This window comes from Mycobacterium sp. E3305 (assembly GCF_001666785.1).
Lineage (GTDB): Bacteria > Actinomycetota > Actinomycetes > Mycobacteriales > Mycobacteriaceae > Mycobacterium.
The window spans coordinates 1-23456 of the sequence record NZ_LZJA01000159.1 but is presented as its reverse complement, the minus strand read 5'-3'; the positions used below and the strand labels follow the sequence as shown (position 1 = coordinate 23456).

At 69.2% G+C, this 23456-nt stretch carries 19 protein-coding genes; 9 read left to right on the top strand and 10 right to left on the bottom strand.

All coding sequences use genetic code 11. The annotated features are described in order from the left end of the window. Positions 1-95 precede the first annotated feature (95 nt). Both A5701_RS15010 and A5701_RS15005 read right to left on the bottom strand, forming a co-directional pair. Positions 96-902 (bottom strand): rhomboid-like protein, encoded by an 807-nt coding sequence (locus A5701_RS15010; protein WP_067754866.1) that lies wholly within the window; start codon positions 900-902, stop codon positions 96-98. 17 nt (positions 903-919) lie between these two features. Beyond that, the gene (locus A5701_RS15005; RefSeq protein ID WP_067754863.1) at positions 920-1828 is read right to left on the bottom strand and encodes an adenylate/guanylate cyclase domain-containing protein; all 909 of its coding nucleotides are present in this window, start codon (positions 1826-1828) and stop codon (positions 920-922) included. Positions 1829-2019: 191 nt separating this feature from the next. Here A5701_RS15005 and A5701_RS15000 point away from each other — a divergent pair, with 191 nt between their 5' ends. Next, on the top strand, positions 2020-3075 hold the full coding sequence (locus tag A5701_RS15000) for an oxygenase MpaB family protein (RefSeq protein ID WP_067754860.1): 1056 nt from the start codon (positions 2020-2022) through the stop codon (positions 3073-3075). Here A5701_RS15000 and A5701_RS14995 read toward each other — a convergent pair. From A5701_RS14995 to infC, 4 genes are all read right to left on the bottom strand, one after another. Continuing rightward, positions 3062-3853, bottom strand: a complete 792-nt coding sequence (locus A5701_RS14995; RefSeq protein WP_067754857.1) for an RNA methyltransferase — start codon at positions 3851-3853, stop codon at positions 3062-3064. The genes A5701_RS15000 and A5701_RS14995 overlap by 14 nt on opposite strands. A gap of 3 nt (positions 3854-3856) precedes the next feature. Beyond that, positions 3857-4252, bottom strand: a complete 396-nt coding sequence (gene rplT / locus A5701_RS14990) for a 50S ribosomal protein L20 (protein ID WP_067281580.1) — start codon at positions 4250-4252, stop codon at positions 3857-3859. Positions 4253-4320: 68 nt separating this feature from the next. After that, complete coding sequence (gene rpmI / locus A5701_RS14985) at positions 4321-4515, bottom strand: 50S ribosomal protein L35 (protein ID WP_067754855.1); 195 nt, start codon at positions 4513-4515, stop codon at positions 4321-4323. Between the two features lie 30 nt (positions 4516-4545). Continuing rightward, positions 4546-5154: a translation initiation factor IF-3 gene (gene infC / locus A5701_RS14980; protein ID WP_082950068.1), complete on the bottom strand. Its 609-nt coding sequence runs from the start codon at positions 5152-5154 to the stop codon at positions 4546-4548. Positions 5155-5582: 428 nt separating this feature from the next. On the opposite strand from infC, the gene lysX reads away from it, so the two are divergent. The 5 genes from lysX to A5701_RS14955 all read left to right on the top strand — a co-directional run bounded on the left by lysX (position 5583) and on the right by A5701_RS14955 (position 12948). Further along, on the top strand, positions 5583-8927 hold the full coding sequence (gene lysX, locus A5701_RS14975; RefSeq protein ID WP_082950064.1) for a bifunctional lysylphosphatidylglycerol synthetase/lysine--tRNA ligase LysX: 3345 nt from the start codon (positions 5583-5585) through the stop codon (positions 8925-8927). 76 nt (positions 8928-9003) lie between these two features. Further along, complete coding sequence (locus tag A5701_RS14970; RefSeq protein ID WP_197504986.1) at positions 9004-10491, top strand: alpha/beta hydrolase family protein; 1488 nt, start codon at positions 9004-9006, stop codon at positions 10489-10491. Positions 10492-10497: 6 nt separating this feature from the next. Beyond that, on the top strand, positions 10498-10935 hold the full coding sequence (locus A5701_RS14965; RefSeq protein WP_231972831.1) for a DUF6653 family protein: 438 nt from the start codon (positions 10498-10500) through the stop codon (positions 10933-10935). A 10-nt stretch (positions 10936-10945) separates the two neighbouring features. Beyond that, the gene (locus A5701_RS14960; RefSeq protein WP_067754846.1) at positions 10946-11179 is read left to right on the top strand and encodes a hypothetical protein; all 234 of its coding nucleotides are present in this window, start codon (positions 10946-10948) and stop codon (positions 11177-11179) included. Between the two features lie 29 nt (positions 11180-11208). Then, positions 11209-12948 (top strand): serine/threonine-protein kinase PknH/PknJ, encoded by a 1740-nt coding sequence (locus A5701_RS14955; protein ID WP_067754843.1) that lies wholly within the window; start codon positions 11209-11211, stop codon positions 12946-12948. A 3-nt stretch (positions 12949-12951) separates the two neighbouring features. Here the strand turns inward: A5701_RS14955 and uvrA are convergent, their stop codons facing one another. Beyond that, entirely contained in the window at positions 12952-15855 is a 2904-nt protein-coding gene (uvrA, locus tag A5701_RS14950) for an excinuclease ABC subunit UvrA (RefSeq protein WP_067754840.1), read from the bottom strand. 111 nt (positions 15856-15966) lie between these two features. Here uvrA and A5701_RS14945 point away from each other — a divergent pair, with 111 nt between their 5' ends. Continuing rightward, positions 15967-16644 (top strand): MBL fold metallo-hydrolase, encoded by a 678-nt coding sequence (locus tag A5701_RS14945; RefSeq protein WP_067754837.1) that lies wholly within the window; start codon positions 15967-15969, stop codon positions 16642-16644. 12 nt (positions 16645-16656) lie between these two features. Here A5701_RS14945 and A5701_RS14940 read toward each other — a convergent pair whose 3' ends face one another. Beyond that, positions 16657-17100, bottom strand: coding sequence for a universal stress protein (locus A5701_RS14940; RefSeq protein WP_067754834.1), 444 nt, complete (start codon positions 17098-17100; stop codon positions 16657-16659). Between the two features lie 285 nt (positions 17101-17385). Between A5701_RS14940 and A5701_RS14935 the strand changes: the two genes are divergently transcribed. Further along, positions 17386-18957 (top strand): glycosyltransferase family 39 protein, encoded by a 1572-nt coding sequence (locus A5701_RS14935; RefSeq protein WP_067754912.1) that lies wholly within the window; start codon positions 17386-17388, stop codon positions 18955-18957. A gap of 52 nt (positions 18958-19009) precedes the next feature. Next, positions 19010-19729, top strand: a complete 720-nt coding sequence (locus A5701_RS14930) for an MgtC/SapB family protein (RefSeq protein ID WP_067754831.1) — start codon at positions 19010-19012, stop codon at positions 19727-19729. 12 nt (positions 19730-19741) lie between these two features. On the opposite strand, the gene A5701_RS14925 is transcribed toward A5701_RS14930, so the two are convergent. Both A5701_RS14925 and uvrB read right to left on the bottom strand, forming a co-directional pair. After that, positions 19742-21148 carry an MFS transporter gene (locus A5701_RS14925; protein ID WP_067754828.1) on the bottom strand — a complete coding sequence of 469 codons (1407 nt, stop codon included), beginning with the start codon at positions 21146-21148 and terminating at the stop codon, positions 19742-19744. A gap of 57 nt (positions 21149-21205) precedes the next feature. Next, complete coding sequence (uvrB, locus tag A5701_RS14920) at positions 21206-23365, bottom strand: excinuclease ABC subunit UvrB (RefSeq protein ID WP_067754825.1); 2160 nt, start codon at positions 23363-23365, stop codon at positions 21206-21208. Positions 23366-23456: the final 91 nt, after the last annotated feature.

Below are 23456 nucleotides of genomic sequence, written 5' to 3'. Positions count from 1 at the left end.
GGGCTGGGAGAAAGTTGCCCAGCGGCAAGTGCCGATCATAAGTGATCTGAGCACGCCGCTTGGCGCGTGCTTTGCGGGGATGACCGGCGGGCCGCCTAGCCCGCGGTGACCGGCTGCGGGCTGCGCAGCGCCTCGTCGTCCACGGCCCCGCCGCGCGCGGTGGCGAACTGCACGAGCTTGTGGGCCGCCAGGGCGCCCAGGAGGCCGAACACGGGCGCTCCGGCCATGGTCCCCCAGTGGTGGGCCAGCAGCAGGAAGCCGAAGCCCGACGAGGCGGCCAGCATCAGCATGCGCACCGGCGTCCAATGGATGGGCTGGCGGAAGCGGGCGGACACCAGCACGCCCAGGACCACGGCGACGGTGTGACCGGCGTCGGTGAAATCGCCGCCGATGATCGCCGACGCGATGCCGGCCGACACCCACCAGCCGACCCAGGCGGGGCGCCAGCGCTGGGGGATCACCGCAGTCATCGCGCCGAGCACGGCCAAGGCGCCGTAGCTCATCCCGACATCGCTGGCCCGGGTGATCGAGACCGGCATCCACTCGAACTCGACCGCCGCCGCCAGGGCCGCGGCCACCAGCAGCGTCGCGCCGATGTGTCCGATCAGGAACGCGACCACCAGCCGGATGGTGCGCAGGTGCAGCTCGCCGAGCGCGAGCAGGCAGGTGAGGAAGGGCAGCCAGAAGTAGAGCGGACCGGCGTCGACCACCAGCGCGCTGCCCAGCAGCGTGCCCACGTGGCCGTGGGCCAGGTTGTGCAGGTTGGTGCTGGCCCGCTCGACCAGCACGTCGTGCGCGTGCGGGCCGAGCGACACGATGGCGCCGCTGACGGCAAGCAGCGCCGCCACGTACCCCACCGTGAACTGGACCCGGGCGAGCCGGGCAAGGATGCCCCCAAACATTGCATCCAGTATGTCGGCTAATTTGTTTCTGAAGTGTGATCGGACGCTGTCAACTCCCTATGAGTCCGCAAACGATATATCGATAAATCCGCCGGGACTCCGGTCGTCTTCGGGGCGAAAACCGGTTTACGTGCACGTTTGGCGACGACACCCATCGCGTCCAGTTCGCTCTGGGCGATCAGGTCGAGTGTCGAACCTGACACCATCACCCCGCCCTTGGTGGCCCGTTCCATCACCCGCGCGGCGATGTTGACGTCGACCCCGAGCCAGTCCGCCGCCATCCGCTGGGGCCGGCCGGTGTGGATCCCGACCCGCATCCGCGGCGTGTAGCCGGCCACCTCGACGGACTTCAACGCCTCTTTGGCCGCCAGCACCGCCCGCACCGCGACCGTCGGATCGCCGAACACCGCCATCAGCCCGTCGCCCATCCGTTTGACGATGTGGCCACCGGCGTCCAGCAGCGGCGGCTCGACGGCCCGAGCCACCTGCCGCAGCAGGGTGAGCGCCGCGTCGTCACCCGCCTGCAACGACCAGGACGAGAAGCCGACCAGGTCGGTGAACACCAGGGTGACCTCCGGGTTGGCCGGCCGCCGGGACACCGACTCGGTCAGCGCCTGCCATACCTGCAGCAGCCCGAGGCCGACCTCGCGCGACACCGCGTCGCGATCCCCCAGCAACCGGTCGGCGGCGCGCGCCGCGGCGCGGGGCCCACCGTCGCCGGCCGTTGAGAGCGGGTCACCGAACTCGGGATCGCCGGGCAGCAGTCGTCGGGCCCGGCGGATGAAGGCGACCGCGCCGGGGCTGCGGTTGCGGTTGTGCAACCACTGCGTCGCGTTGTGCACCGGGACCGAAGAGCGCCGCGGCGGATCGGGCGCCGTCAATTCCTCGGGCCCGCCCGAATCCGAATCGCGACGCGCGAGTTCCACCTGGCCAGGTTATTTCCTCGCGCGGGAGGCGGGCAATGAAGGGTCGCGCGGGTGTGGCGCAGCTCGCAACGCAGCCGCTGGTCACGACGGCGGCACGCCGCTGTCGACGGTCGATAACACCCGCGGGCACGCGCGGCCGAAATCGTAGACAACGCACGTTGTCAAAGTTATCGTGAGCGCAGGAGGCCGAGATGACTGCCATTCCAACGACATCCGACGATCCGCTGGGACCGGATTCCCTCACCTGGAAGTACTTCGGCGATCTCCGCACAGGAATGATGGGCGTGTGGATCGGCGCCATCCAGAACATGTATCCCGAGCTGGGCGCGGGCGTCGAGCAGCATTCGATCCTGCTCCGCGAGCCCCTGCAGCGGGTGGCCCGCTCGGTGTACCCGATCATGGGCGTCGTCTACGACGGTGACCGCGCGGCGGCGACCGGGCGGCAGATCAAGAGCTACCACCACACCATCAAGGGCGTCGACGCCTCCGGCCGCCGGTATCACGCCCTGAACCCGGAAACGTTCTACTGGGCGCACGCGACCTTCTTCATGCTGGTGATCAAGGTGGCCGAATACTTCTGCGGCGGCCTTACGGAGGCCGAGAAAAGGCAGCTGTTCGACGAGCACGTGCGGTGGTACCGGATGTACGGGATGAGCATGCGCCCGGTGCCCGGCTCCTGGGAGGAATTCTGCGAGTACTGGGAACGGGTCTGCCGCGACGAACTCGAGATCAACCAGGCGACGCTGGACATCTTCCAAATCCGGATCCCCAAACCGAAATTCGTGCTGATGCCCACGCCGATCTGGGACCAGATGTTCAAGCCGCTGGTCGCCGGCCAGCGCTGGATCGCGGCGGGCCTGTTCGAGCCGGCGGTGCGCGAGAAGGCGGGGATGCGCTGGACACCGGGCGACGAGGTGCTGCTGCGCCTGTTCGGCAAGCTCGTCGAGCTGGCCTTCCTGGCGGTCCCCGACGAGATCCGGCTGCACCCGCGCGCGCTGGCCGCCTACCGCCGGGCCGAGGGCCGGCTGCCCACCGACGCGCCCTTGGTGGAGGCGCCGACGTTCATGGCGCCGCCCCGCGACCGTCGCGGGCTGCCGATGCACTACTTCCCTCCCCATTCCCGCCCGGCTCTTCGCTCGCCCCTCGACCCGGCCAAGGCGCTGATGGAACGCGCCGGTTCGCTGGTGCACGGGACGCTGTCGCTGGCGGGTCTGCGGCCCGCCCGGGGACGCGTCAGGGCCGCCTGAACACCCCCAGCGCCTGCGCGCTCTGGTAGAGGCAGATCGCCGCGGCGGAGGCCACGTTCAGGCTCTCGGCCCCGCCGGCCATCGGGATGCGCATGCGGTGGTCGGCCGCCGCCGCGATTTCGCTTGGCAGGCCGTGGGATTCGGGCCCGAGCAGCCACGCCGTCGGCCTGCCGAGCAGATCGGCCGCCTCGTCCAGCCGCGTCTCGCCGTCGACCGTGGTGGCCAGCACCTGCAACCCCGCCTCACGCAGGGCGCCCAGCGCCGCGGGGGCGTCGGGCTCGGCGACGACCGGGATCGAGAAGATGCTGCCGGTCGAGGCGCGCAGGCACTTGCCGTTGTACGGGTCCACGCTGTGCCCGCCGAGGATCACGGCGTCGGCCCCCATGGCGTCGGCGATGCGGATGACCGTGCCGGCGTTGCCGGGCTCGCCGATCCCGACGGCGACCGCGACCAGCCGGGGCGGGCCGGCCAGCACGTCGGCCAGCCGGGTCGACGGCATCTCGCACACCGCCACCAGCCCGGTAGGGGTGACGGTGTCCGACAGCGCCTTTGCCGCCCGCTCGGTGACCAGCTGGACCGAATCACCTTGCGCCGCAAGTAAACCCGCATACCGTTGCGCGGCGGCTTCGGTGACGAAGACGTCGCGGACCAGACCGCGGGCGGCCGCGGCCTCGACCAGGTTGGGGCCCTCGGCCAGGAATCGGCCCGCCCGCCGCCGGCCGACGTGCCGATGCAGTTTGACCGCCGCGGCGACGCGGGCCGAACGTTCGGTCAGCAGGGGCTAGGCGGCCTCTCCGGAATCCGACGGGGCGTTCACGTCCTCGGGCAGCGCGGCCCGGGCGACGTCGACCAGCGCAGTGAACGCCGCGGGGTCGGTGATCGCGATGTCGGCGAGGTTCTTGCGGTCCACCTCCACCCCGGCGGCCTTCAAACCCTGGATCAGCCGGTTGTAGGTGATGTCGTTGGCGCGCGCCGCCGCATTGATCCGCGAGATCCACAGTTTCCGGAACTCGCCCTTGCGCGCGCGGCGGTCGCGGTAGGCGTAGTTCAACGAATGCAGTTGCTGCTCTTTGGCTTTGCGGTAGAGCCGCGAGCGCTGGCCGCGATAGCCCTTCGAGGCCTTCAGAATGCTGCGCCTCTTCTTTTGGGCGTTGACCGCCCGCTTCACGCGTGCCATGGGTGTTCCTACTCTCTAAGTAAATGGTCGGGTGCCGGCAGCGGCGCCGGCGCTCGGCTTCTTGTCGGTCAGCCGTTCAGCAGCTTGTTGACCCGCTTGGTGTCGTTGGCCGACACGGCGGTGCGGCCTTCCAGGCGACGCGTCCGGGTGGACGGCTTGTGCTCGAACAGGTGCCGACGATTGGCTTTCTCGCGCAGGATCTTGCCGGTTCCGGTGCGCCGGAACCGCTTCGAAGCCCCGCTGTGGGTCTTGGCCTTGGGCATGTTTCCTCTGATTCTTCGTTTCGTGCCGGGTCAGTTGGGTGAAGGGTTGGTGTCGGCGCCCGCATCGGCGTCCGATGCCGCGCCCTCCCCGGGTCCTTCGGGGTGCCGCGCCCTGGCGCGGGTTTTCGCGCCGCGGTGCGGGGCCAGCACCATCGTCATGTTGCGGCCGTCCTGCTTGGCGGACGTCTCGACGAAGCCGTATTCGGCGACGTCCGCGCCCAGCCGCTGCAGCAGGCGGTAGCCCAGTTCGGGCCGCGACTGCTCACGTCCGCGGAACATGATGGTGACCTTCACCTTCGAACCCGCCTCCAGAAAGCGGATCACGTGACCCTTTTTGGTCTCGTAATCGTGATCGTCGATCTTGGGTCGCAGCTTCTGCTCTTTGACGACGGTCTGCTGCTGGTTCCGGCGGGATTCGCGCGCCTTTTGCGCCGCCTCGTATTTGAACTTGCCGTAGTCCATGATCTTGCAGACCGGGGGTCTGGCATTGGGGGCGACTTCGACAAGGTCGAGATCGGCGTCCGCAGCGACGCGCAGTGCGTCTTCGATGCGCACTATGCCTACCTGCTCTCCCCCGGGGCCGATCAATCTGACTTCAGGTACGCGGATGCGCTCGTTGACGCGGGTCTCAGTGCTGATGGGGCCTCCCTTGTTGGGCTTGTAGATATGCTGCGATCCACGGCCGGGTCTGGGTCGGGAGCCAGCGGCGGAAACACCACACCACCAGCAGAAAAGCCCTGCAATAGCAGGGCCCAATGCCGACCGATCGAGGCTTGCCAATGATCAAGCCGCCCGCGTCGCTCGCGGAACAGACATGCGCGATGCCTGTGACCGGACCGCCAAGCCTTGAAGAAATCTCGTGGCTCGCGGTGGGAGTGGGACTCCACTTACTGTTTCCTGGCCTTCGCCGGGATGGTCGCGATCGCCAGTTTAGCAGCCACGGGGCGGCATTTTGCACTTCGCCCCCGGCCCCGTCCGGCGCCGCTGCGCAACCGGACGAACTATTGCTAGCCACTCTTAGCGCTTCGCCAAGCTTTTCACGGATTGAGGGCATATCCTCGCGGTCTGTGACACTCGCTTCATCTCGTTCGGGGCGCCGTTCGGGGGCCCGCGGCCGGTCGCATTCCCGGTATCGCTGGGTACCGGCGGCGGCCGGGTGGATCGTGGGCGTCATCGCCACCGTCTCGTTGCTGGCCAGCGTGTCGCCGGCGCTCCGCTGGCTGATCAAGGTCCCCCGCGAGTTCATCAACGACTACCTGTTCAACTTCCCCGACACCAGCATCGCGTGGTCGTTCGTGCTGGCGTTGCTGGCCGCGGCCCTGACCGCGCGGAAACGGATCGCCTGGCTGGTGTTGCTGGGCCAGATGATCCTTGCCGCCGCGCTGAACGCCGCCGACATCGCCGCGGGCGACAACACCGCCGCCGAGACCTTCGGGGAGAACCTCGGGTTCGCGGTGCACATCGTCGCGATCGTGCTGCTGGTGCTGGCCTACCGGGAATTCTGGGCCAAGGTCAGGAAGGGCGCGCTGGTCAAGGCCGCCGCCGTGCTCGTCGCCGGCGACGTGATCGGCATCCTGGTGTCCTGGGGTCTGGTCGAGTTGTGGCCGGGAACGCTGGCCCGCCAGGACCGCCTGGGCTACGTCGCCAACCGGGTGGTCGGCTTCGCCCTGGCCGATCCGGACCTGTTCACCGGCAAGCCGCACGTGTTCCTCAACGCCATCTTCGGTCTGTTCGGCGCGCTGGCGCTGATCATGGCGACCATCGTGCTGTTTCAGTCCCAGCGGGCCGAGAACGCGCTGACGGGCGAGGACGAGTCGGCCATCCGCGGGCTGCTCGAGCTGTACGGCAAGAACGACTCGCTGGGCTACTTCGCGACCCGCCGCGACAAGTCGGTGGTGTTCGCGCCCAGCGGCCGCGCCGCGATCACCTACCGCGTCGAGGTCGGCGTGTGCCTGGCCAGCGGCGACCCGATCGGCGAGCCCCGGGCCTGGCCGCAGGCCATCGACGCCTGGCTGGGGCTGTGCCAGACCTACGGCTGGGCGCCGGGCGTGATGGGCGCCAGCACGCAGGGGGCGCGCGTGTACCGGGAAGCCGGGCTGAACGCGCTCGAGTTGGGCGACGAGGCGATCCTGCGGACCGCCGACTTCCGGCTGTCGGGTCCCGACATGCGCGGGGTGCGCCAAGCCGTGACCCGGGCCCGCCGGGCCGGGCTGACCGTGCGCATCCGGCGGCACCGGGACATCGCGGCCGAGGAGATGTCCGAGACCATCACCCGCGCCGACGCCTGGCGTGACACCCAGACCGAGCGCGGCTTCTCCATGGCGCTGGGCCGGCTCGGCGATCCCGCGGACGGGGATTGCCTGCTGGTCGAGGCGCTGGACCGGGACGGCGCCGTCGTGGCGATGCTGTCGCTGGTCCCGTGGGGGACCACGGGCGTCTCCCTGGACCTGATGCGGCGTTCCCCGCAATCGCCCAACGGCACCATCGAGCTCATGGTCAGCGAGCTCGCCTTGACCGCCGAAACCCTTGGCATCAGCCGGATTTCGCTGAACTTCGCGATGTTCCGCTCGGCGTTCGAGCAGGGCGCCCAGCTCGGCGCGGGCCCGGTCGCGCGATTGTGGCGGGGGCTGCTGCTGTTCTTCTCGCGGTGGTGGCAGCTGGAGACGCTGTACCGCTCGAACATGAAGTACCAACCCGAATGGGTGCCGCGCTACGCCTGCTACGAGGACGCGCGCCTGATCCCCCGGGTGGGCGTCGCCTCGGTGATCGCGGAGGGCTTCCTCGTGCTGCCCTTCACCCGACGCGACAGGGTGCACACCGGCCATCACCCCGCGGTGCCCGCCCGGCTGGCGGAATCGGGCCTGTTGCATCACGACGGATCGGCGCCCGACGTGAGCGAGCTGCAGCAGCGACGCGACGCCGTGGAACTGGAAGAGTCGAGGGCCCGCCTGCCCGAGCAGGTCCGGGTCCGGCTGGCCAAGCTGAAGATCCTGCGGCGCAAGGGCATTGACGCCTACCCGGTCGGCTCCCCGCCCAGCCACACGGTCTCGCGGGCGCTGGACGCGGACGACCAGGAGACCGTCTCGGTGTCGGGCCGGATCTTGCGGATTCGCGACTACGGCGGCGTGCTGTTCGCCCAGCTGCGGGACTGGTCGGGCGAATTGCAAATGCTGCTGGACAATTCGCGCCTGGAGCGGGGCCGCACCGCGGATTTCACCGCGGCGATCGATCTCGGCGACCTGGTCGAGATGACCGGGCACATGGGCTTCTCCAAGAACGGCACCCGTTCCCTGATCGTGCGCGACTGGCGGATGATCGGGAAGTGCCTGCGGCCGCTGCCGAACAAGTGGAACGGGCTGACCGACCCGGAGGCGCGGGTGCGGACGCGCTACGTGGACCTGGCGGTCAATCCCGAATCCCGCGAGCTGATCACGGCCCGCAGCAGCGTGCTGCGCTCCGTCCGGGAGACGTTGTTCGCCAAGGGTTTCATCGAGGTCGAGACGCCGATCCTGCAGCAGATCCACGGCGGGGCCACCGCCCGGCCGTTCGTCACCCACATCAACACCTACGACATGGACCTGTTCCTGCGCATCGCGCCGGAGCTCTACCTCAAGCGGCTGTGCGTCGGCGGCGTGGAGCGGGTTTTCGAGCTGGGCCGGGCCTTCCGCAACGAGGGCGTCGATTTCAGCCACAACCCGGAGTTCACGCTGCTGGAGGCGTACCAGGCGCACGCCGACTACACCGTCTGGATCGACGGCTGCCGCGAGCTCATCCAGAACGCCGCGCAGGCAGCCCACGGTGAGCAGACCGTTCTGCGGCCCCGGGGTGACGGCGCCGACGGCGGGCTGCATCCCGTCGACATCTCCGGGGACTGGCCGGTCAAGACGGTGCACGATGCGGTGTCCGAGGCGCTCGGGGAGCACATCGATCCCGACACGCCCCTGCCCGTGCTGCGCAAGCTTTCCGACGCCGCCCGGATCCCGTACCGCGCGCAGTGGGACGCCGGCGCCGTGGTGCTGGAGCTCTACGAGCATCTGGTCGAGGACCGCACCGAGGGACCGACCTTCTACATCGACTTCCCGACGTCCGTGTCGCCGCTGACCCGGCCGCACCGCAGCCGGCGCGGCGTCGCCGAGCGGTGGGACCTGGTGGCGTGGGGGGTCGAGCTGGGGACCGCCTACAGCGAGCTCACCGATCCGGTCGAGCAGCGCCGCCGCCTGCAGGAACAGTCGCTGCTGGCCGCCGGCGGCGACCCCGAGGCGATGGAGCTCGACGAGGACTTCCTGCAGGCCATGGAGTACGCGATGCCGCCCACCGGCGGGCTCGGCATGGGCATCGATCGGCTCGTCATGCTCATAACCGGCCGCAGCATCCGCGAGACGCTGCCATTCCCGCTGGCCAAGCCGCACTGACCCGGCCCACGACACGTGGGTGGCCGACGGCGAACATTCGGTGAATATGTTCCAGGCCGGTTAACAATCGATCACAATGAATGCCGTGACAGCGTCGACGACCAACGCCACGACGCAGTTGCTGGCAAGTAGTCACACGTCCCTGATGCACGGCTGGGTGCCCATCACCACCCAGGCGGTGGCCGCCGTGGTGCTGGCGCTGGCCGTCGGCTGGCGATCGCGCCGCTGGCGGACGGTGTGGCTGCCGGCGGCCGCCTCGGCCGGCGCTGCCGTCGCCTACCTGACGCACTGGTACGTCGTCGACCGCGGCCTGTCCGACGAGCCCGCGCCGGCCGCGCTGTGGCTCTGGATCACGCTGACCGGCACGGCGGTCGCCGTGCTGATCCTGGGATGGCGCAGCGCCCGCGGCTGGCGGCGCGGCGCCGGGCTGCTGGCCATACCCCTGTGCGCGCTGTGCGCCGCCCTGGTGCTCAACCTCTGGGTCGGCTACTTCCCCACCGTGCAGGCGGCGTGGAACCAGCTCACCTCCGGCCCGCTGCCCGACCAGACCGACCCGGCCACCGTCACCGCGATGGTGGCCAAGCGGACGCGGCCGCCGCACGGCAGCGTGGTTCCGGTGGTGATCCCCTCCGACGGATCGCATTTCAAGCACCGGGGTGAGTTGGTTTACCTGCCGCCCGAATGGTTCACCAGCAGCCCGCCGCCGGCGCTGCCGACGGTCATGATGATCGGGGGCCAGTTCAACACCCCGGCGGACTGGACCCGGGCGGGCAACGCGGTCAAGACGATCGACGACTTCGCGGCCGCGCACAACGGCAAGGCCCCGGTGTTGGTGTTCGTCGACTCCGGCGGGGCCTTCAACAACGACACCGAGTGCGTCAACGGCGTCCGCGGCAACGCGGCCGACCACCTGACCAAAGACGTTGTGCCGTACCTGGTTTCCAAATTCGGCGTCAGTCGGGACCGGTCGAACTGGGGCGTCGCCGGCTGGTCGATGGGCGGGACCTGCGCCGTGGACCTGACCGTGATGCACCCCGACATGTTCAGTGCGTTCGTCGACGTCGCCGGCGACTTCTTCCCGAACGCCGGAAACAAGGCCCAGACCATCGCGCGGCTCTTCGGCGGAAACGCCGACGCCTGGGCCGCGTTCGACCCGACGACGGTGATCGGCCGGCACGGGCCGTACCGGGACGTGGCCGGCTGGTTCGCGATCTCCTCCGACGGGCCGCCCGCCGGGCGCCATGACCCGCTGATGACCGACAGCGGCGCGATTCGGCTCGCCGGCCGGGAGGCCGCCGCCGACCCAGGCAACCAGACGGCGGCCGCCTATTCGCTGTGCGCGCTCGGCCGTGCCAACGGCATCGACTGCGCGGTGCTGGCGCAGCCCGGCAAGCATGACTGGCCGTTCGCCGACCGGGCCTTCGCCGCCGCGCTGCCGTGGCTGGCCGGCCGGCTGGGCACGCCTGGGATTCCGCGGACCCCGTTGCCCGGCGCCGCCGCCCCGCCCGCGGCCGCCGCCCCGGTCGTCGTTCCGGCCGACCACTCCAGTCCCGCCCGGCGGTAGCCGCGGGTGCCTTCCATTGCCCGGGTTCGGCGCGCGATCTTTGCGCGGCACTGCAATCCGTGGAGCGCCTGGACCCGCTGGGCGAGCACCCCGCTGATCCTGGTGCCGCCGTGGACGCGGCGCTGGAGCCACGCGGCGTGGATCGCGCTGTGGCTGGCCGTGAACCCGTTCGTGTTCGGCGCGCCGGGTCACCAGCGGGCGTGGTCGACGCGGGCCATGCTGGGCGAGGAGCTGTGGATCAGCCGCCGCCCGCGCGATGGCGCGATGGCGGTCAGCGCGCTGACATCGGTGGCCGCGGTCGTTGCCGTCGTGGCCGCCTGGCGCCGCCGGGCGCGGCCGGCGGCGATCGCCGCTGGGGTGCAGATGACGTTGACGCTGGTGTACTGGCAGCAAATGGTGCGCTATTGGGAGCGGGAGCGGCGGGACCGGCCGGGGCTTCAGTAGCGTAACGACCATGCCCGACGAACCAACCCCGCCTGATCCCGGGTACGACAGCGCCGGCGTGCCGACCTTCGAGTCCGTGCGCGAGAAGATCGAAAACCGCTACGCGACGTCCCTGGGTGACGCGGAATTGGACGCCGACTCCCCCGAGGGCCGTTCCGTCGCCGAGCAATACGACGAGCGCGAGCGCGCCGCCGCCGAGCGGTTGGCCCAGATCCGCGAGTCGATGCGCGCGGACGAGGGCTAGGGAAGCGGCTTGGCGTCGGGGGGACGTCGATGAGTGAAACGCAGCCCGGTCCGCGGATCGGGAGCCGGTTCGGGCCATACCAGTTACGGCGACTGCTGGGTCGCGGCGGGATGGGCGAGGTCTACGAGGCATACGACACCGTCAAGGACCGCGTGGTGGCGCTGAAGCTGATGTCCGAGCAGGTGAGCTCCGATGACTCCTTTCGGCGGCGCATGCAACGCGAGGCCCGGACCGCGGGCCGGCTTCAGGAACCGCACATCGTGCCGATACACGATTTCGGCGAAATCGATGGTCAGGTGTTCATCGACATGCGCCTCATCGAGGGGCGTGACGTGGGGACGGTGCTCAGCCGCACCGGGCCGCTACCGCCACCGCGCGCGGTCGCGATCGTCGAGCAGGTCGCCGCCGCCCTCGATGCCGCGCACCGCGCCGGGGTCATCCACCGCGACATCAAACCCGAGAACATCCTGCTCGCCGGGGGCGACTTCGCCTACCTGGTCGACTTCGGCATCGCCGCCGCGGCCACCGACGAGCGGGTGACCAAGACCGGCGCCGCCATCGGCAGCTGGAACTACATGGCGCCCGAGCGCTTCGGGAACGACGACCCCACCTACCGCGTCGACATCTACGCCCTGGCCTGTCTCCTTTTCGAATGCCTCACGGGCACAAGGCCTTTCCAGAGCACCAGCCTCAGCAGCCTGATGGCGGCACACCTGGTGGAACCGGTGCCGCGCCCGAGCCGGCGCAATCCCGCCGTCCCCGCCGCGTTCGACGAGGTCATCGCGCGCGGGATGGCCAAAGACCCAAACGACCGCTACCTCACCGCGGGCGATCTGGCGAAGGCGGCCCTGCACGCGCTGAGCACGCCGGACCAACGCGAGGCGACCGAATTGATCCAGCACAGCCAACATTTCGCGCCGCCGCCGCGCGTGGAACCCTTTGCCGCCCAGCCCGCGCCGCAGCACCCGGCGTGGTTCGCGCCTCCGCCCGCCCCGCCGTGGGCGCCGCCCGCGCCGCCGCGGCGCAGGCTGGGGCTGGTGATCGGCGCCCTCGCGCTCGTCATCGCGGTGATCGCGGGCACCGGGGTGTGGCTGGCGGTCGACAAGTCCGGGGCCGCACAACCCGAGAGCCCCACCACCGGCGCGACCGCCGCGCCCTCGACCACGAGCGCGGTGACGACCAGCGCCTCCCCCACGGTGGCTCCCGCACAACTGGATTCGCTGCTGCTTCCCGTCGACCAGATCAACACCCTCGTCGGCACCACCGGCATCATCGTCGACGGCAGCACGGGCGAGATGACGGACCCCGACCCGGCCAGCACCGTGTCCGACGACAAGTGCACCGGGGCGTTCATCGGTTTCCAAACCCGGACGTACAAGAGCAGCGGCTACACCGCGATGCTGGCCCAGCTGATGAACAAACCGCCGAGCCACCCCGGATACGTCGTCGTTCAGGGTGCGGTGATCTTCGCGTCCGCCGACCAGGCCCGGGGATTCGTGAACAACCAATGGCCGCAATGGCGGGACTGCGGCGGGAAGACCGTGACCCAGCCCAGCGACAAAGCCCCATTCGAATGGACCTTCGGGCAAGTCAGCGGCAATCCGCCCAACATCGCGCTGCAGCACACGTTGGCCAACAGCCCGGTGGTGTGCCAGCACGTCCTGGAGGCGGTGTCGAATGTGGTCCTCGATGTCGACGTGTGCGGGCCCGAAATCATCAACCAGGCCAGGTTGATCGCCAACCAGATGGCGACCAAGATCCCCGGCTGAGAATCAGGCGGTGACTTTGCGTCGCCGCTTCGACCGTTGCGGCGGGGCGGCGCGGCCGATCACCTCGGCGAGGAATTTTCCGGTGTAGCTTTCCGGCACGGCGGCGATGTCCTCCGGGGTGCCCTCGGCGACAACGGTTCCGCCCTCGGCGCCGCCCTCGGGACCCATGTCGACGATCCAGTCGGACGTCTTGATGACGTCCAGGTTGTGCTCGATGACGATGACCGTGTTGCCCTTGTCCACCAGCCCGTTGATGACGGTGAGCAGCTTGCGGATGTCGTCGAAATGCAGCCCGGTGGTGGGCTCGTCGAGGATGTAGATGGTCCGCCCCGTCGAACGCTTCTGCAGCTCGGCGGCCAGCTTGACGCGCTGCGCCTCACCACCGGACAGCGTGGGGGCGGGCTGGCCCAGCCGGACGTAGCCCAGGCCGACGTCGACCAGCGTGCGCAGGTAACGGTGGATGCCGGTGATCGGCTCGAAGAACTCCGCCGCCTCCTCGATCGACATGTCCAGCACTTCGGAGATCGTTTTGCCCTTGTAGTGCACTTCCAGGGTTTCCCGGTTGTACCGTGCGCCGTGGCAGACCTCGCAGGGCACGTACACGTCCGGCAGGAAGTTCATCTCGATCTTGATCGTGCCGTCGCCCGTGCACGCCTCGCAGCGGCCGCCCTTGACGTTGAACGAGAACCGGCCCGGTTGGTAGCCACGGACTTTGGCCTCCGTGGTGGCCGCGAAGAGCGTGCGGATCTTGTCGAACACGCCGGTGTAGGTGGCCGGGTTGGACCGCGGCGTGCGACCGATCGGCGACTGGTCGACGCGGACCAGCTTGTCGAGGTGGTCCAGGCCCGTCACCCGGGTGTGCCGGCCCGGGACCAGCCGGGCGCCGTTGAGCCGGTTGGCCAGCACCGTGGCCAGGATGTCGTTGACCAGCGTCGACTTGCCCGATCCGGACACGCCGGTCACCGAGGTGAGCACCCCGAGCGGGAACGAGACGTCGATGCCGCGCAGGTTGTGCTCGCGCGCGCCCACCACGGTGAGCTGACGCTTGCGGTCTATCGGACGCCGGATCGCCGGCATCTCGATGGCCTCCTTGCCCGACAGGAAGGCCCCGGTGATCGACTCCGTGTTGGCCAGCAGCTCGGCGTAGGTGCCGCTGTGCACGATCTGGCCGCCGTGCTCGCCCGCCCGCGGGCCGATGTCGACGATCCAGTCGGCGTGGGCGATGGTGTCCTCGTCGTGCTCGACGACGATCAGCGTGTTGCCCAAATCCCTTAGCCGCGTGAGTGTTTCGATGAGCCGACGGTTGTCGCGCTGGTGCAGCCCGATGGACGGCTCGTCGAGCACGTACAGGACACCCACCAGTCCGGACCCGATCTGGGTGGCCAGCCGGATGCGTTGGGCCTCACCGCCGGACAGCGTGGCCGCGGCGCGGGACAGCGACAGATAGTCCAGCCCCACGTCGAGCAGAAAGCCCAGCCGCGACTGGATCTCCTTGAGCACCTGCCCGGCGATCGCCTGCTCGCGGGGGCCCAGAGTCAGCGCGTTCAGGAAGTCCGAGCAGTCCGAGATCGACAGCTCGGACACCTCGGCGATGGACTTCTTGCCGTGCCGCCCCGCGGCCAGCGTCACCGCCAGGATCTCGGGCTTGAGCCGGGTGCCCTCGCACTCCGGGCAGGGCACGTCGCGCATGAAGCCCTCGTAGCGCTCCTTCATCTGCTCGGACTCGGTCTGCGCCATCTTGCGCTGCAGGAACGCCAGCACGCCCTCGAAATCGGCGTAGTAGGAACGGGTTCGGCCGTACCGGTTGCGGTAGCGCACGTGCACCTGGTGGTCGGAGCCCTCGAGAATCGCCTTGCGCGCCTTGGCCGGCAGCTTGCGCCAGGGCGTGTCGACGTCGAAGCCCAGCTCGTCGCCGAGGCCGGCCATCATCCGGGTGAAGTACTCCGCGGTGTGGCCCGTCGACCACGGCGCCACCGCGCCCTCGGCGAGCGTGCGCTCCGGATCGGGCACCACCAGGTCGGGGTCGACCTCCTTGCGGATGCCCAGGCCGGTGCACTCGGGGCAGGCGCCATAGGGCGAGTTGAACGAGAACGACCGCGGCTCGAGGTCGTCGACCGCCAGCGAGTGCCCGTTGGGGCAAGCCAGCTTCTCGGAGAACCGCTGCTCGCGGTTGTGCGCGTCGTGCTCGTGGTCGACGAACTCCAGCACCACGATGCCGTCGGCCAGGTTCAGTGCGGTCTCCACCGAGTCGGTGAGCCGCTGCTTGGCGCTGGCTTTGACGGTGAGGCGGTCGACCACCACCTCGATGTCGTGCTTCTCCTGCTTCTTCAGCTTGGGCGGGTCGGTCAGCGGGTGCACCACGCCGTCGACCCGGACCCGGCTGTAGCCCTGCGCGTTCAGCTTCTCGAACAGGTCGGCGAACTCGCCCTTGCGGGTGCGCACCACCGGGGCGAGCACCAGGAACCGGGTGCCTTCTGGCATCGCCAGCACCTGGTCGACGATTTGCTGGGGCGTCTGCCGGGCGATCCGCTCGCCGCAGACCGGGCAGTGCGGCGTTCCGGCGCGCGCGTAGAGCAGCCGGAGGTAGTCGTAGACCTCGGTGATCGTCCCGACCGTCGACCGCGGGTTGCGGTTGGTCGATTTCTGGTCGATGGACACCGCCGGGGAGAGGCCCTCGATGAAGTCGACGTCGGGCTTGTCCATCTGCCCCAGGAACTGGCGGGCGTAGGCCGACAGCGACTCCACGTACCGGCGCTGGCCCTCGGCGAAAATGGTGTCGAAAGCCAGCGACGATTTGCCCGATCCCGACAGCCCGGTGAAGACGATCAGCGCGTCGCGCGGCAGGTCGAGGTCGACGCCGCGCAGGTTGTGTTCGCGGGCGCCCTTGACGATCAGGCGGTCAGCCACGCTGCCTTCTTTCAGTGAATCTTTGACGTGCTGTAGCCGTAGATGCGCACGGCGCATTCCATGCTATGTGCCCATACCGACAAGCAACGTTTGACCAGTAACGTGGCCGCTATGACTGCCCTGGACGACAACTACACCGGACACGTCGACCCTGGTACCGCGGCCCGCCGGACCCTACCCGGCGCCACGATCCTAAAGGCGTCGGTGGGCCCCATGGACAACAATGCGTATTTGGTGACTTGTTCCGCCACGGGCGAAACGTTGTTGATCGACGCCGCCAACGACGCCGACGTCCTGATCGACCTGATCCGGCAGAACGCCCCCAAGGTGGCGCTGATCGTGACCAGCCATCAGCATTTCGACCACTGGCACGCGCTTCAGGCCGTGGCCGAGGCCACCGGCGCACCGACCGCAGCCCACGAGATCGACGCCGAGCCGTTGCCGGTCAAACCGGATCGTTTGCTGGCCGACGGCGACACCGTCGAAATCGGCGAGCTGCAGTTCAAGGTCATCCACCTGCGCGGCCACACGCCGGGCTCCGTCGCGCTCGCCCTCGACGGGCCCGCGACGGGCGGGGTCACGCAGCTGTTCACCGGCGACTGCCTGTTCCCGGGCGGCGTCGGCAAGACGTGGCAGCCTGGCGATTTCACCCAGCTGCTCGACGACGTCACCACGCGGGTGTTCGACGTGTACGACGATTCGACCGTCATCTACCCCGGTCACGGTGACGACACGGTGCTGGGCGCCGAGCGTCCCCACCTGGCGGAATGGCGCGAGCGGGGCTGGTAGGGCGGCCCTGCGTTAGGACGTGGTGTGGACGATCAGCACGTCGACCTTGGCCCGGCGTGAGACGTTGGCGGGCACCGATCCCAGCAACCGGCCGGCGATCGTGCTCAGGCCGACGTTTCCGACGACCAGCAGGTCGGCCTTCTCGTCCTCGGCGAGCTTGACCAGCGCGTCGACCGGGGCGCCCTCGATCGGGCGCTCCTCGACGTTCTTGGCCCCGGCCTTGTGCGCCCGCTCCTTGGCATCCTGCAGGATCGCGTAGATGGGCGCGGTGCCGGACACCTTGTAGCTCTCGTTGCGCAGGGCGTCCGCCGCCCGGGCGTCCTCATGCTGGGGCAGGTATGCCGACGCGACGAGCAGCTTGGCGTCCGGCCCCGCGATCTGCGCCGCCTTGTCTACCGCGCGCATTGACGAGTCCGAGCCGTCGGTTCCCACCACCACAGTCCGATAGGCGCCCATTTACCCTCCCTGATTCGGTTGGTCAGCCAACCCAAGACACTATCGCGTTTGCCCGTTGCACAGGGAAGAGATTAGCGACACCACATGGCCGGGCGTGTCGACAATTTGCGGCGTCGCGCCGCGGCAACGGAGAATATCGCCGATGACAAAACATTCAAATGCTCTGGCCGGCGGCGGAAAGCGTTGCATAACGCCGCTTTTCGTGGAATGCGCACGGCGGGGTCGAATAGCCCGGGGCGGTATTGTGACCCGTCCCGGCGATTCCGCTTTACAGTGACAAGCATCATGTCAATGCCCACCGTCGAGCAGCGCGTCGCGGACCACGTCGAGGAGCCCGCACCCGCGCGTCCGCCCGGGAGATTGCTCGACCCGTGGGCCATCGCCGTCTTCGCGGCCGTCGTCAGCGGCGCCTGGGCCTGCCGGCCCTCGCTGTGGTTCGACGAGGGGGCGACCATCTCGGCCGCGGCGAGCCGGACTCTGGCCGAGCTGTGGCGCCTGCTGAGCCACATCGACGCCGTACACGGGCTGTATTACCTGCTGATGCACGGCTGGTTCGCCGTTTTTCCGCCGACCGAATTTTGGTCGCGGGCGCCCAGCGCCCTCGCGATCGGCGCCGCCGCCGCGGGTGTCACGGTGTTCACCAGACGGTTCTCCACCCGGCCGGTCGCCGTGTGCGCGGGCGTCGTGTTCGCCATCTTGCCGCGCACCACCTGGGCGGGCATGGAGGCGCGACCCTACGCCTTCGCGGCCGCCGCGGCGGTCTGGCTCACCGTATTGCTCGTCGCCGCCGTCCGGCGCAACAGACCGCGATTGTGGATTTGCTACGCGCTGGCGTTAATGCTGTCGATTCTGCTGAATCTGAACATGGTGCTGTTGGTGCCGGTTTATGCGGTAATGGTGCCTCTGCTGGCGCCCGAGAAAGCGCGCAAATCCCCGCTGATTTGGTGGGCGGGCAGCTCGACCGTCGCGGTCGCTGCCATGACGCCGTTCATGTTGTTCGCCCACGCCCAGGTTTGGCAGGTCAACTGGATCTACCCGGTCAGCTGGCATTACGCGTTCGACATCGTCCTGCGCCAGTATTTCGACCACAGCGTTCCGTTCGCGATCCTGTCCGCGGTCCTCGTCGTGGCGGCGATCGCCGCCCGGCTGGCGGGGGTCCGGCCACCGGCCGGCGACGTGCGCCGCCTGTTGATCGCCTGCTCGGCCTGGCTGGTCATTCCCACCGCGCTCGTGGTCGTCTATTCGGCCGTCAGCGAACCGATCTACTACCCGCGCTACCTGATCTTCACCGCGCCCGCGATGGCCGTCGTGCTGGCCGTGTGCATCGTCACGCTCGCCCGCAAACCCTGGCCGATCGCCGGTGTGGTGCTGGTCTGCGCCGTGGCCGCGGTGCCGAACTACCTGTTCGTCCAGCGGTGGCCGTACGCCAAGGAGGGCTGGGATTACAGCCAGGTCGCCGATCTGATCAGCTCGCACGCCGCCCCCGGTGACTGCCTGATGGTCGACAACACCGTGCCGTGGCGGCCCGGCCCGATCCGCGCCCTGCTGGCCACCCGGCCGGCGGCCTTCCGGTCCCTGATCGACGTCGAACGGGGCGCGTACGGGCCGAAGGTCGGGTCGTTGTGGGACGGGCACGTCGCCGTGTGGCTCACCACCGCAAAAATCAACAAATGCCCCGCGATCTGGACCATTACCAATAAGGAAACGTCGCTGCCCGACCACCAATCCGGGGCGTCATTGCCACCCGGGCCCGCATTCGGCCGCGCCCCGGCCTATCGATTCCCGAGTTACCTCGGGTTCCGCATTGTCGAACGCTGGCAGTTCCATTACTCGCAGGTGGTGAAGTCCACGCGCTGATTCGCGCTTTGCCGGCGGCATGAACCGCCATTTGTTGGGTAGTTGACGGGGTATGCAAAGCTCGCTGGCCGCACCGCTGCTGGGCGGCAACGTGCAGGGTCTCCGACACCTGGTCGAGCTGTTCGCCGCGTTCGGATTGACCGCGCTCATCGGCTTCGAACGCACCATCCAGGGCAAGAGCGCCGGGCTGCGGACGCAGACGATCGTCGGGACGTCGGCGGCGTTGATCATGCTGGTCAGCAAGTACGGCTTCGCCGACGTCCTGTCGCCCGGCGCGGTCGCACTGGACCCATCCCGCGTCGCGGCCCAAATCGTTTCCGGCGTCGGCTTTTTGGGGGCCGGCATCATCATCACCCGGCGTGGTGCCGTGCACGGGCTCACGACGGCGGCCGCGGTTTGGGAATCGGCCGCGGTCGGCATGGCGGTGGGCGCCGGCCTGCTGCTGCTCGCCAGCGCCGTCGTGGCCCTGCACTTCGTCAGCGCGCTCGTCTTCAAGGCGGTCGAGGGCCACCTGACGGCCCAGCTGCGGGGCACCGTCCGGGTGCAGATCATCTACGAGAACGGTCGCGGCATGCTGCGGGAGGTGCTGCGCATCTGCGGGCAGCAGAACTGGCAGCTGGCCGAGCTCGACGCGGACGCGCACGACATCGACGACGGCGAGGTGCGGGTGGCGATGACGTTGTCCGGCACCAGGATCGCGAGCGCGCGACAGGTGTTGGGCGACGTCGACGGGGTGGTGGCCGTCTTCCAGGCCGACGACGACCCGGACTGACGCCGCCGCGGGTCAGCCGACGGGTTGCACCTGGCGCGGGCGGGTCGCGCCGTAAGACACTGCCACCCCGGCCGCGCAGAGCGCGGTGAACACCGTGAACAGCCAGTGCGCCGCCATCCCGTCGCCGCCCTTGGCGGTGTTCACCACCACGCCGGCCAGACCCGCGGCGATGGCCGCGGAGATCAGCTGGACGGTGTTGATCGCCGCCGAGGCGGCGCCGCCTTCGGCCGGGTCGTCGACCGAGGACATCGCGCGCGCCGACAGATGCGGCCAGGCCATCCCGATCCCGGTGCCCGCCACCAGCAGCGCGATCGCCCACAGCGCGGCCGTCCACGGGGACGTGTCCCCGCGGCGGGCGACCGCGGCCAGGGCCAGGCCGGAGGCGGCCACGATCGGTGCCGCCACGATGACCCGCGCGATCGTGCGGGGGCTCTCGAGGGACGCGCTGAGGATCTCGCTGACCGTCCAGCCCAGCGCCAGCGCGGCCCCCAGGAATCCGGCCGCTATCGGGGTCAGGTGCGCCAGCCGCTGGCCGAACAGGGGCACGTAGGTGTTCACCATCGCGGCGCCCATCAGCGCGCCCATGGTCAGATAGATCCACTTCAGTGGGCCGGGGCCGAAGACGCTGGGCGGCAGGATCGCCGCGTGCGTCCGCCAATCGACGAGCACGAACGCTCCCACCAGGGCGACGCCGACGGCGAGCAGGGCGAACGTCGCCAGCGTGTTGCTCGGAATCTGGGCGACGCTGACCGCCAGCGCGGCGGCACCGATCAGCAGCAGCGACCGCACCGGGACCTTCATCGGCGCCACGACGGGCGTGTGCTCGACGCGGGCCAGCGCGACGGGCACCAGCAGGCCCATCAGGGCGGTCAGCACCGCCATCGCCACGAAGGCCCACCGCCACAGGCCCAGCTGGGCGAACAGGCCGCCCGTCGTCGGGCCGACCACCGTCGCCACGCCCCACATCGCCGACACCAGCGCCGAGCCGCGCGTCCACAGCATGCGCGGAAGAGCGGAATTGATCAGCGCGTACCCGAGGCCGGCCAGCAGCCCGCCTGCGACACCCTGCAGGGCGCGCCCGGCTATCAGAACCTCCATGTTGGGCGCCGCCGCGCAAACCAGGCTGGAGGTGCCGAACACGGCGAGACCGGTCAGGTAGCACGAGCGCGCCCCGACGCGCAGCAGCATCGGATTGACCATCGCGGCCGCCACCACCGACCCGACGAGGTACAGGGTCGTGACCCAGGCGTAGAGCCGGCTGCCGCCGATTTCGGCGATGGTGTTCGGCAACAAGCTGGTGGTCAGGAACTCGTTCGTGGCGTAAAGACACACCCCACCCGCCAGCAGGATGGAGGTCCTCAGATACCTGGCGCCCAGCAGCTGGCGCCAGCCGCCAGTCACGGTCGCGGTGTCGGTCACCCTTCTACCGTATGGGGTGCCTCAGGGGTGCAAATCGGAGATGCGCTGCCAGCAAACTCATTTCAGGCCGGCGGCGTCCATCCCCCGCAGTTCCTTCTTCAGGTCGGCGATCTCGTCGCGGAAGCGCGCGGCCAGCTCGAACTGCAGGTCTCGCGCGGCGGCCATCATCTGCTCGGTGAGGTCCTTGATCAGGTCGGCCAATTCGGCGCGCGGCATGCTGGTCGTGTCGCGGCCCTCGAAGACCCCGGCGCTGACGGCGCGGCCCGGTTCGCCCTGGGCGCGCCGGCCCCGGGAGGAGTTGCGGCCGGACCCGCCGACCCCCACCGTTTCCGTGTCGTCGGCCTCGCGATAGACCTGGTCGAGGATGTCGGCGATCTTCTTGCGCAGCGGCTGCGGGTCGATGCCGTGGGCCTCGTTGTAGGCGATCTGCTTGGCCCGCCGCCGTTCGGTCTCGTCAATCGCCTCTTTCATCGAGTCGGTGATCGAGTCCGCGTACATGTGCACTTCGCCGGAGACGTTGCGGGCTGCGCGGCCGATGGTCTGGATCAGGCTGCGCGAGGACCGCAGGAAGCCCTCCTTGTCGGCGTCCAGGATCGCCACCAGCGAGACCTCGGGGAGGTCCAGGCCCTCGCGGAGCAGGTTGATGCCGACGAGCACGTCGTAGTCCCCCAGCCGCAGCTGGCGCAGCAGTTCCACCCGGCGCAGCGTGTCGACCTCGGAGTGCAGATAGCGCACCCGGATGCCCATCTCCAGCAGGTAATCAGTGAGGTCCTCGGCCATCTTCTTGGTCAGCGTGGTGACCAGCACCCGCTCGTCGGCGTCGGTGCGCTTGCGGATCTCCCCGATCAGGTCGTCGATCTGCCCCTTGGTGGGCTTGACCACCACCTTCGGGTCCACCAGGCCGGTCGGCCGGATGACCTGCTCGACGAACTCGCCGCCGGCCTGGCTCAGCTCGTAGGGGCCCGGGGTGGCCGACAGGTACACCGTCTGCCCGATCCGGTCGGCGAACTCCTCCCAGGTCAGCGGGCGGTTGTCGCACGCCGACGGCAGCCGGAACCCGTACTCGACCAGGTTGCGCTTGCGGGACATGTCGCCCTCGTACATCCCGCCGATCTGCGGCACCGTGACGTGCGACTCGTCGATGACCAGCAGAAAATCCTCGGGGAAGTAGTCGAGCAGGGTCGCCGGGGGCGAGCCGGGGCCGCGGCCGTCGATGTGGCGCGAGTAGTTCTCGATTCCCGAGCAGAAACCGACCTGGCGCATCATCTCGATGTCGTAGTTGGTGCGCATGCGCAGCCGCTGCGCCTCCAGCAGCTTGCCCTGGCCCTCCAGCTCGGCCAGCCGCTGCGCCAGCTCCTCCTCGATAGTCGAGATCGCATGGGCCATCCGCTCCGGACCGGCGACGTAGTGGGTGGCCGGGAAGATCCGCAGCGAGTCGACCTGGCGGATCACGTCGCCGGTCAGCGGGTGCAGGTAGTACAACGCCTCGATCTCGTCGCCGAAGAACTCGATGCGCACCGCCAGCTCTTCGTAGGACGGGATGATCTCGACCGTGTCGCCGCGCACCCGGAACGAGCCCCGGGTGAAGGACAGGTCGTTGCGGGTGTACTGCACGTCGACCAGCAACCGCAGCAGCGCGTCGCGGGGCACCTCGGTGCCGACGCTGAGTTCCACGGAGCGGTCCAGGTACGACTGCGGGGTGCCCAGGCCGTAGATGCACGACACCGAGGCCACCACGACCACGTCGCGCCGCGAGAGCAGCGACGACGTCGCGGAGTGCCGCAGCCGCTCCACGTCGTCGTTGATCGAGCTGTCCTTCTCGATGTAGGTGTCGGTCTGGGCGATGTACGCCTCCGGCTGGTAGTAGTCGTAGTACGAGACGAAGTACTCGACCGCGTTGTGCGGCAACATCTCTCGCAACTCGTTGGCAAGCTGGGCGGCCAGCGTCTTGTTCGGCGCCATGACCAGCGTGGGCCGTTGCAGCCGCTCGATGAGCCAGGCGGTGGTGGCCGACTTCCCGGTACCGGTGGCGCCGAGCAACACCACGTCGCGCTCGCCCGCCCTGATGCGGCGTTCCAGCTCGTCGATGGCGGCCGGCTGGTCGCCGGCGGGCGCGTGCGGGCTGACGACCTCGAAGTGGCCGCCGACGCGCACGACCTCGTCGACCGCGCGGTATTCCGAATGTGCGACTACGGGATGTTCCGTGGCGAAAGCCATGCCACCAGGTTAGAACCGCGCACCGACAAGTGTCGCGGAGCCGGCGTCAGGCAGCCCTCTGACCAGGCCATTGCGCTCAGAGCGGATTGCC

What these genes read in the sequence shown, in the direction of transcription:
- A5701_RS15010 (WP_067754866.1), bottom strand. Translation starts at nt 902, where the DNA reads ATGTTTGGGGGCATCCTTGCCCGGCTCGCCCGGGTCCAGTTCACGGTG.
- A5701_RS15000 (WP_067754860.1), top strand. Translation starts at nt 2,020, where the DNA reads ATGACTGCCATTCCAACGACATCCGACGATCCGCTGGGACCGGATTCC.
- rplT (WP_067281580.1), bottom strand. Translation starts at nt 4,252, where the DNA reads ATGGCACGCGTGAAGCGGGCGGTCAACGCCCAAAAGAAGAGGCGCAGC.
- rpmI (WP_067754855.1), bottom strand. Translation starts at nt 4,515, where the DNA reads ATGCCCAAGGCCAAGACCCACAGCGGGGCTTCGAAGCGGTTCCGGCGC.
- A5701_RS14970 (WP_197504986.1), top strand. Translation starts at nt 9,004, where the DNA reads ATGAATGCCGTGACAGCGTCGACGACCAACGCCACGACGCAGTTGCTG.
- A5701_RS14960 (WP_067754846.1), top strand. Translation starts at nt 10,946, where the DNA reads ATGCCCGACGAACCAACCCCGCCTGATCCCGGGTACGACAGCGCCGGC.
- A5701_RS14955 (WP_067754843.1), top strand. Translation starts at nt 11,209, where the DNA reads ATGAGTGAAACGCAGCCCGGTCCGCGGATCGGGAGCCGGTTCGGGCCA.
- A5701_RS14945 (WP_067754837.1), top strand. Translation starts at nt 15,967, where the DNA reads ATGACTGCCCTGGACGACAACTACACCGGACACGTCGACCCTGGTACC.
- A5701_RS14940 (WP_067754834.1), bottom strand. Translation starts at nt 17,100, where the DNA reads ATGGGCGCCTATCGGACTGTGGTGGTGGGAACCGACGGCTCGGACTCG.
- A5701_RS14935 (WP_067754912.1), top strand. Translation starts at nt 17,386, where the DNA reads ATGTCAATGCCCACCGTCGAGCAGCGCGTCGCGGACCACGTCGAGGAG.
- A5701_RS14930 (WP_067754831.1), top strand. Translation starts at nt 19,010, where the DNA reads ATGCAAAGCTCGCTGGCCGCACCGCTGCTGGGCGGCAACGTGCAGGGT.
- uvrB (WP_067754825.1), bottom strand. Translation starts at nt 23,365, where the DNA reads ATGGCTTTCGCCACGGAACATCCCGTAGTCGCACATTCGGAATACCGC.